The sequence below is a fragment of the Streptomyces flavofungini genome (assembly GCF_041028215.1).
Classification (GTDB): Bacteria; Actinomycetota; Actinomycetes; order Streptomycetales; family Streptomycetaceae; genus Streptomyces; species Streptomyces flavofungini_B.
This window is the reverse complement of record NZ_JASKYR010001508.1, coordinates 1-479: the sequence shown is the minus strand read 5'-3', so window position 1 is coordinate 479 and position 479 is coordinate 1. Positions and strand designations below refer to the sequence as shown.

1 protein-coding gene is annotated in these 479 nt (G+C 74.7%); it reads right to left on the bottom strand.

What is annotated here, in order from left to right; all coding sequences use genetic code 11:
- The coding region (locus AB8Z36_RS41915; protein ID WP_369218550.1) for an MFS transporter at nucleotides 1-477 on the bottom strand (477 nt) is incomplete at its 3' end.
- Nucleotides 478-479: the final 2 nt, after the last annotated feature.

The window sequence follows — 479 nt, the reverse complement described above, 5'->3', positions numbered from 1 at the left end:
GGCCACGGCCGGACCCGCCAGGGACGCGGTCGACTCGGCCACGCGGATCGCGCCGTTGGCCTTCTGCACGTCGGCGGCGAGGCGCGGAACCGTACTGGCGACGCCGGGCTGGAACAGCGCCGCCGCCGCGCCGTTGACCGCGCCGATCGCGCAGATCTCCCAGAGGACGACATGTCCGGTGAAGAAGAAGACCGCCGCGAGGGACTGGGCGGCCAGCCGGACGAGGTCGGCGCCGATCATGAGCAGGCGGGTGCTGAACCGGTCCGCGAAGACCCCGCCGAAGACGACGAGTCCCGCGAAGCAGACGGTGGTGGCGGCCATGGCGAGGCCGACGGCCCCCGCGCCGTGGCCGTGCCGCAGGAGTCCGGCGGCGAGCGCCACGGGCAGCATGGTGTCGCCGAGCTTCGCCACGGCCCTGGCCCCGAAGAACAGCCCGAAGTCCCGGCTCCAGATGCCCTCGCCGGGGCCCTCCCCCACCG